The following is a 1,991-nucleotide window of genomic DNA, read 5'->3' as shown; positions in this document are numbered from 1 at the left end:
CGATGGTGTTCCGGAAGTACAATACAGCTTAACGGTTTTCGTGTTTGAATTGGCGTATGTGTGACTGACTGAATTTCCAGGCACGATTGTGCCATTGCCCAAATCCCATTCATAAGTTCCTGATATCGGAACAATAGAGGGAGAAAACGATTTTGTTGGAGGACAGTTCGTGTCAAATTGCAGGACCAACACCCTTGCCGGAGTTAGAAAATTACTCTCGGCAGAATATCCTACTCCGGCCTCATTGGTTGCATACGATTTAACGTAATACATGGTATTTGCCTGTAATCCGGTCATTACAGAAGTAAAAGTTTCCACTTCCGTAATGCCGTTGGTTGTTTTTGAATTGGCCGTGGTCGGTGAGCCGGTAGTATTCCAGCATATCCCCGAAACGGTTATCGTTCCACCACCTTTCGAAAGGATCTCGCAAGCAACACTGGCCGAAATTCCGGTTATATTGCCGATGCTATTGATGCGAACGGTCGGCACTACAACTGAAGTTCCGGTTGTGAAATATTGACTTGCTCCACCGCTACCTACCGAATTGGTTGCACTGGCAGTAAGGTAGTACTGTACATTTGTTGCCAATGTCGAAACGGTGCAGTTAAAAGTACCGTCCGGATTCGGACTAACATGAACATCAACCGCAGGTTGCAGAGCGGCATAAAAATAGAAGCGGTAATCGTAAATGGTAGAACCTCCGTCGCTTAATACACGTGCGAGAACAGTAGCCCCGTTCGATGTGATGTTAGTAATCGAAACGATCTCAACGGTTGGAGCTACTGCGGCTGGAGGCGTACCCGAATTCTTATGGATGTAGATATGCCTCATTATAGTCGCTGATATTTAATTTTCAAACGCATAATTGTAGGAGTTCCCGAATAACTTGTGGCGGTATTAATGGTAACCACATCACCGGCAACGGTCACGTTGGCGGCTGTGGCACTGGTTTCGGCTTTAGTGCCTACCGACAAACTACTTAACCCCGTTACGGCGGTCGTGTTTATTTTCACCGATACACCGGTAAGCGTTCCATCCGATTCACATACGATTGATTTAATCGTGTAGGGCCAACTCACTTTCATGTCAAGCACGTAGGTTTGAGCCACACCCTTCGTAATATCCCTAAATTCATAGCCCATTTCTTCCTCCGGAAATGGAATGGCAATGCTCAAATCGGGCATCGAAGCCGACCGGGTTAAGGTCAATACCCTGTTGGCGTTATTAAACGACATTCCGGTTACATAAATGTCGTTAAAGGCCGAAGTCGCAATTTCATCACCGGCATCAATATCAATCAGCAAGCCACCGGCCACACCAGTACCTATGTATTGGCGTACCTGTCCGGCTGTCCAAACTTCAGGAGTAGATAAGGTCATTAATGCGCCTGCCGATATTGTTGACGAATAATAATCCGCTCCGGCGGTGTAGGCTCCCGTTAATAAACCGGAAGTGATGTATTTGAAATTGTTGGCATCCGTTACCGAAAACACCAAAGCCGAAACACCTGCATTGGCTATCGAATCGGCAATAACCTTTACCCATGTACTGCCCGACATTTTGATTGCATCCCCAACGCTAAAACCGTGAGTCGTTTGGTTTACCAAATAACACGATGCTGAAAATTCAGAAGCATGTTTGCCATCCAACTTATCAGAATCGGCAGCAGTAGCGTTAATTCCAAGTTTGGTCGCCGGATCAAAATTCCCACTATGCCATATTCTTTTTACTGCACCAAATGAAGCTATACCTTCTCTAAAATACCATTCTCCAGGCGAATTTGTATTTGAACCGCCAAGTAATTGCCAAGTATTGTAAGCCTCATGCCAACCTTTTACAGTAATACCACTTGCCCAACCACCCATCCCTGAAATAGCTTCATTAAAAAATGTAGAAAGTGCATAATTGAAATAATATGCCGGTTGTCTATCTCCACCACGATTATCTGTAATAGATATCAGGGCATGACTATGCACAGATGCAGCCTTCCC

2 protein-coding genes are annotated in these 1,991 nt (G+C 45.3%); both read right to left on the bottom strand.

From position 1 onward, the window contains the following. Positions 1-831, bottom strand: an 831-nt coding sequence (locus Q8M88_RS07355) for a hypothetical protein (RefSeq protein ID WP_305595901.1), incomplete at its 3' end; no start/stop codon positions are given. After that, positions 831-1,991, bottom strand: a 1,161-nt coding sequence (locus Q8M88_RS07350) for a hypothetical protein (RefSeq protein ID WP_305595899.1), incomplete at its 5' end; no start/stop codon positions are given. The genes Q8M88_RS07355 and Q8M88_RS07350, both read right to left, overlap by 1 nt.

Source organism: Phenylobacterium sp. (assembly GCF_030693805.1).
In the GTDB taxonomy this organism is placed as follows: domain Bacteria; phylum Pseudomonadota; class Alphaproteobacteria; order Caulobacterales; family Caulobacteraceae; genus Phenylobacterium.
This window is presented reverse-complemented; position numbering and strand designations above follow the sequence as displayed.